This is a genomic window from Dyadobacter sp. (assembly GCF_051859145.1).
Lineage (GTDB): Bacteria > Bacteroidota > Bacteroidia > Cytophagales > Spirosomataceae > Dyadobacter.
On sequence record NZ_JBHYGF010000271.1, the window covers coordinates 1 to 5,923 of the forward strand.

Annotated in this window: 5 protein-coding genes; 2 read left to right on the top strand and 3 right to left on the bottom strand. The window is 47.6% G+C overall.

What is annotated here, in order from left to right:
- Together ACTIE6_RS15765 and ACTIE6_RS15770 are read right to left on the bottom strand one after the other, a co-directional pair.
- A partial coding sequence (locus ACTIE6_RS15765; protein WP_439557551.1) for a sugar phosphate isomerase/epimerase family protein occupies nt 1-811 on the bottom strand: 811 nt, incomplete at its 3' end.
- Nucleotides 812-817: 6 nt separating this feature from the next.
- The gene (locus ACTIE6_RS15770; protein WP_439557555.1) at nt 818-2,077 is read right to left on the bottom strand and encodes a Gfo/Idh/MocA family protein; all 1,260 of its coding nucleotides are present in this window, start codon (nt 2,075-2,077) and stop codon (nt 818-820) included.
- Between the two features lie 253 nt (nt 2,078-2,330).
- On the opposite strand from ACTIE6_RS15770, the gene ACTIE6_RS15775 reads away from it, so the two are divergent.
- Nucleotides 2,331-3,926 (top strand): Na+/H+ antiporter, encoded by a 1,596-nt coding sequence (locus ACTIE6_RS15775; protein ID WP_439557552.1) that lies wholly within the window; start codon nt 2,331-2,333, stop codon nt 3,924-3,926.
- On the opposite strand, the gene ACTIE6_RS15780 is transcribed toward ACTIE6_RS15775, so the two are convergent.
- A complete protein-coding gene (locus ACTIE6_RS15780) occupies nt 3,923-5,449 on the bottom strand; it encodes a S8 family serine peptidase (protein WP_439557553.1) in 1,527 nt (508 codons plus the stop codon). The genes ACTIE6_RS15775 and ACTIE6_RS15780 overlap by 4 nt on opposite strands.
- Nucleotides 5,450-5,551: 102 nt before the next feature.
- Here ACTIE6_RS15780 and ACTIE6_RS15785 point away from each other — a divergent pair.
- The coding region (locus ACTIE6_RS15785) for an aminopeptidase P N-terminal domain-containing protein (RefSeq protein ID WP_439557554.1) at nt 5,552-5,923 on the top strand (372 nt) is incomplete at its 3' end.

Sequence of the window (5,923 nt, forward strand, 5' to 3'; positions counted from 1 at the left end):
TGGTCAATGCTTTGTTTACTTCGGCCCAGTTGCAATCGCCTTCCATGAACTCCACATCAAATCCTTTCCAGAGACCCAGCTCGTTTTGTTTTTTAAAACTGAATTCTTTCAGATCGAGCTTCAATATACGTTTGTCCAAAGCCTCGATCCAAGATACCGGCCAGCTGTACCGAAGTACATTGCCCACATCAAAATACCAGCCCACCATCGGGTGCTTGAACTCGTCCACAAAACGAGCAGCTTCCAGTGGACTCAGCAAAAACTGGTTCCACACATTTTCAAATGCGATCTTAACGCCCGTTTTTTCAGCGACCGGCAGCAGTTTCCTGATTTCCTTCTGCGAACGTTCGTAAGCTTCAGCATAAGTTGTTGTAGCATTCACCACGCCGGGCACCACCAGTACAGTAGTTCCGCCCATTGCTTTGGTATCGATCAATGCCTTTTCAATCGACTTCACGCATTCCTCCCGCTTCTTGGGATCAGGATCTGATAGCGGCAATTTCCAGTGCATGGAGTTCACAGTACCGGGAAGTTCCAATCCTGTTTTATCACGGGCTGCCAGGATTTCCTTCATCGTCAGCTTATCGTCGGGAGAGTCAAGCTCTACGCCGTCGTAACCAAGATCTTTGAGCAGTTTAAATTTGTCCATTACCGACAAATCCTCTTTCACCATTCCCCATTTCAAACTTTTCTTGATCATGGGTTTGGCCAAAGGTGCAGTCTGCAATGCCGCACCGGACACCACAGACGAAGTAACGGCCATAGCTGATGTAGCTATGGCCGCACTTTTTATAAATTCTCTACGCTGCATGAAAAATCAGGAGAATGCAGTGATACCTGGTTTTGCTACCTCTACAACAGGAGGTTTCATATCGAAGCTGTAAGTATCAGGACCCAGCTTTTCAGATGAATTCATCGCTTCATTCCAGGTCACGCGCTTGCCGGTGTAAGAAGCCATTCTTCCCATGATCGCGATCAGGGTACTGTGCGCCATGAATTCACCGTCGTTGATCAGCTTGCCGCTACGGATAGAAGCAAACAATTCATTGTGCTCAGTCTGGTACATATCGTTCTGAACGCCTTCATATTTCCACGGATTAGCTCCTGTGATTTCGTGTACGTTCCGAGCGCAGTTAACCATCGCGCTTCCTTTTGTACCCAATGTTTGTACGAGGTAGCTGTTTTCACAGTTAGCCTGCTGTCTCGAATGGTGGAATCCCTTTACACCATTATCGTAATCGTAGACTACCGAGAAGTGGTCGAAGATATTTCCGAACAGAGAATCAGTACGTACCTGCCGGCCGCCTGTACCTACCGCCGAAACCGGCAGCTTACCGCCCATTGCCCACGACATCATATCAATACTGTGAACAGCCTGCTCAACGATGTGGTCACCTGCAAGCCAGGTGTAGTAAGTCCAGTTACGGAGTACATATTCCGCATCGGACCAGCCTGCTACGCGGGGGAACGACCAGAGTGTACCTGTATCGTAGGTATTGTAAATCGCTGTGATATCACCTACTGCGCCGTCCAGGATCCTGGCAAAGCTCGCGCGCTTAGGCTCGTGGTAGCGCCAGCAGAAACCCGACATCAAAGAAAGGTTTTTCTGTTTTGCCAATTTAGCTGCGTCAAGTACTTTCCGCACACCCGGTGCATCTACTGCTACCGGTTTTTCGCAAAACACGTGCTTGCCTGCATTGATAGCGGCAGTCAAATGCTCAGGACGGAAGTGAGGAGGAGTTGCCAAAAGCACAACGTCCACGCCCGATTCAAGCACTTTCTTATATGCGTCAAACCCGATAAACTTATTACCTTCCTCTACTTTCACTTTCGGACCGTGAATCTTGGTCAGGTTAGCAAGAGAGGCATCCATTTTATCTTTGAAGATATCTCCCACTGCGTGAAGAACGACATTAGGATCCGCTTTCAAAGCCTGATTAGCCGCGCCCGATCCGCGACCACCGCAACCGATCAAACCAATCTTTAAAGTTTCGCTGTTGACACCGCCAAAAGCACGGTTGGGATTGAGAATAGTAACAGCAGGTAGCGCGCCGCCGGCAAACGCCATTCCCGCCATTTTCAGGATATCTCTTCGAGAAGTACTCATTGTTAATAGGGATTAGGTGATAGATTTACCAAAAATTTAATTTTTTAAGTATACTGCCACAGATTCAACATAAAACTGAGGCAATAAAGATAAACAAAACTGTGATTTTTCTGCTAATGTAAAACCAAAAATTCAAATTGCGTGTTCGACCACACGCAAAAGTTTCATAAGGATAAACGAACGAATTGCATACTTTTATATCCCCGAACCTCTGTTTCTTAATATGATTCACGACAATCTACTACTAATAATATCCCTGCTTTTTGTGGTCGCAATGCTTACGATGGTAAGCGAAAAAATAGGTATCTCCTACCCTATATTCCTGGTCATTGCCGGTTTGATAATCAGCTTTATTCCCGGTACGCCGATACTTGAACTGGCACCTGACTGGGTGTTCCTGATATTCCTCCCGCCATTGCTTTACAGCGCAGCCTGGAACACTTCCTGGAAAGATTTCTGGTCTGCGAAAAGGCCGATTTCACTACTCGCATTCGGACTTGTTTTCTTTACCGCCACCGCAGTAGCTTATGTTTCGAGCGCATTGATCCCTGGCTTTACACTGGCGATGGGCTTTGTACTCGGCGGCATTATCTCGCCTCCCGATGCTGTTGCAGCTACTTCTGTTTTGCAGGGCTTGAAAGTACCGAAAAGAGTGGTGACTATCCTGGAAGGCGAGAGTCTGGTAAACGACGCTTCCTCCCTGATCGTTTTCCGTGTAGCGCTCGCAACAGTGGCTTCGGGCCAGTTTGTATTCTGGAAAGCGGGTGTGGATTTTTTAATGGTGGCAACAATGGGCGTTTTAATAGGTCTGGCGATTGCGCACGTTTTGTACGTAGTTCACCGGTTTTTCCCCACAACGCCCAGCATTGACACGGCACTTACCTTCATATCTCCTTACCTGATGTACATTGCCGCCGAACATTTTCATTACTCAGGTGTCTTATCTGTAGTAAGTGGCGGGCTGTTTCTCAGCTTCCGCTCTCACGAGCTTTTTACGTACCAGTCCCGCATGCAGACCAATTACGTGTGGGAAACAGTCATATTCCTGCTCAACGGCATTGTATTTATCCTGATCGGACTGCAATTGCCTGAGGTAATGCTCGGTCTCGACGGATACACGGTAACAGAAGTAATTTCCTATGCTGTTATTATCAGTGTGCTCACGATCCTGATCCGTATTATCTGGGTATTTCCGGCTACCTATCTGCCTCGTGTACTATTCAGGTCTATCCGCGAAGGCGAACCCAGACCAAAATGGCAGCCTGTTTTCATTGTCGCGTGGAGCGGAATGCGGGGGGTTGTATCCCTGGCCTCCGCGCTTGCCATTCCATTGACAATCAGCGGAGCAGCTTTTCCCCATCGTAACCTGTTCCTGTTTATCACCTTTGTTGTTATCCTCTTTACGCTTGTGCTGCAGGGACTTAGCCTGCCGCTGATTATGCGCTGGCTTAAAATCGAAGACGACGGCGAGAATATGGAGGAGCAGAATGCGATGATGAATTCAAGACTGGCGACTGTCAGCCTTGATTATATGAAGTCAAACTACGACGGCGAAATTGCGGAGTTTGAACCTTTCAGGCTTTTGAAAGACCGCTACGAAAAGATCATCGAAATGGCCGACTCAAAATTCCTGCATTCGAACGGTAGCGAGACGAAGACCAACGTGCGCAAGTACAGGCAAATGCTGCTCGAAATTATTGAAGTGAAGCGTGGGGAGATAACAAAACTGCGCAGGGAAAGAGCCTGCGCAGATGAATTGATCAGAACCAAAGAAAGAGAACTGGACCTGGAAGAAGCAAGATTAAGAAAATCACCTTAGTCCCATTCTACTTCAATTACATTGTCTTTAAGATCGATAGTCGTAAAGTGCTCCCCATTCTGACGTTTGAGGGACACTTTTCCATTTTGTACCTTGGCAACCTGCTGTGACAGCACATCTTTATTCGTTTTCTTCCGGTAAACAGCCACCAGCGAATCAGCACTGGTCACTTCCACATCGCAGCTTCGGCCTTTCGCCTTGACCAGTCTGGCATTGTCGGGCAGGTAAGGCGCCTTTGCAAGTGCCAATGCACGCGAAGCCTGCGGCACGCCGTATCCTACAAAGTTGTTTCCGTAAGGATATAGATGCGACGATTTCTCTATCAATGCAATCAGCTCTTTGTTTGTTAACCTCGGATTTGCCTGTAAAAGGCAGGCAGCAAACCCGGTTATAACCGGTGCCGAAAGGGAAGTACCGTAAAGTGAAAAGCAGGAAACATTCGGTTTTACATAGGGTAAAAACTCCGGCCCCACACTGCTGTACCCGATCCTGTTCCAGAGCTTTCCGTTGGTTGCTCCTACTGAAAGTACACCTTTCGCATCCGCTGGCGCGGATACGATCCCCCAGCTTTTATCATCTCCTTCATTGCCCGCCGATACGATCAGCATGATGCCTTTTTTATCGGAAGCGATCTGTGCGGCGCGGGTAATCGCGCTCGTTTTTCCGTCCATTTGAGAAGGGATATAATTTTCTTTCGGGTCTGAAAAACCTTTGGCATAACCCAAAGAAGTATTGATTAAACGCACACCCAGGCTGTCCATCCATTCCATTGCAGCAATCCAGTTGTCTTCTTCGCCCCGGTACTCGCGCATTGAGTAGTCTGTTCTTGCGAGATAAAATTTCGCATTGGTCGCCATACCGTACTGGATTTCGTCCTGAAAATCGACACCGGCAATCGCGGCCATTACTTCGGTTCCGTGCATATCTGAAAAGCTCTCAGCGGAACTGAAAAGCAATTCTCCCGGGCGCCCCGGTTTTACATAATCGCGGATCGCTAATATTCTTTTGTTGGAGAAAATCTGGGTAAGTGAGGTCGATGAATCTGCGCCGTAAAAGCCAGCGTCAATTACGCCGATGGTAACATCTTTGGCAGTAATACCTTCTTTCAGGAATGCGCCGGCCTGTACCTGCGACATTACCGGCGCCATTTGTGCCTTTTCAATGGGCTGGGTTTTGGCAACATAAAAACCGGGGTCAATGGGAACAACTTCCTTCACAAAGTCCAGTTCCCGCACCTTCATTGCCTGCTCGCTGCTCAGCACTGCCGAGACTGCATTCAACCATTTCGAGCGGTTGATAATATGAACTGACTGTGCCTTCAAAGCTTTTTCGTAATCTGTGCGCACAGGCAAGTCTGTTTCGTCCGATAGTGCCAGACCCAGCATTTGCCTGGTTTCCAATGTTTGCCGGGATACCGCCGGTGAAGCTCCTAAGTCTTTGTTTTTAAAATAAATCCAGTACTTGGGAGATGCTGATAAGGCAACAGGGATCAGGACAAATGCAATCAGAAGCAATCTTTTCATGAACGAAAATCAGTTAGGTATTCTTTATTTGGTATCCGCAACGATAGAACAAGTTAAACGTAATTTTACAAATTAAATTAGAGTTACAAAAAATAACCGACCATGCGCTACGACCGTATTGATAAAGCCCTGTTCATAGAAAACCGCCGCCGCCTGACCCAGTTGATGAAGCCAAAATCGTTCGCCATTTTGAATTCAAATGACCTGATGCCGACCAATGCAGACGGCACAATGGGCTTCAAACAAAACTCCGACTTATTCTACCTGACAGGCGCTGACCAGGAAGAAACCATGCTGCTTGTATTCCCTGACCATCCCGATCCGAAGTTCCGGGAAGTGTTGTTTTTGCGTGAAACCAATGAGCTGATCGCGGTTTGGGAAGGTGAAAAGCTGACGAAAGAGCAGGCGAACGAGGTAACCGGCATTCAGTCGATCTTCTGGACGCACCAGTTTGAAACGGTTTTTGGCAACATC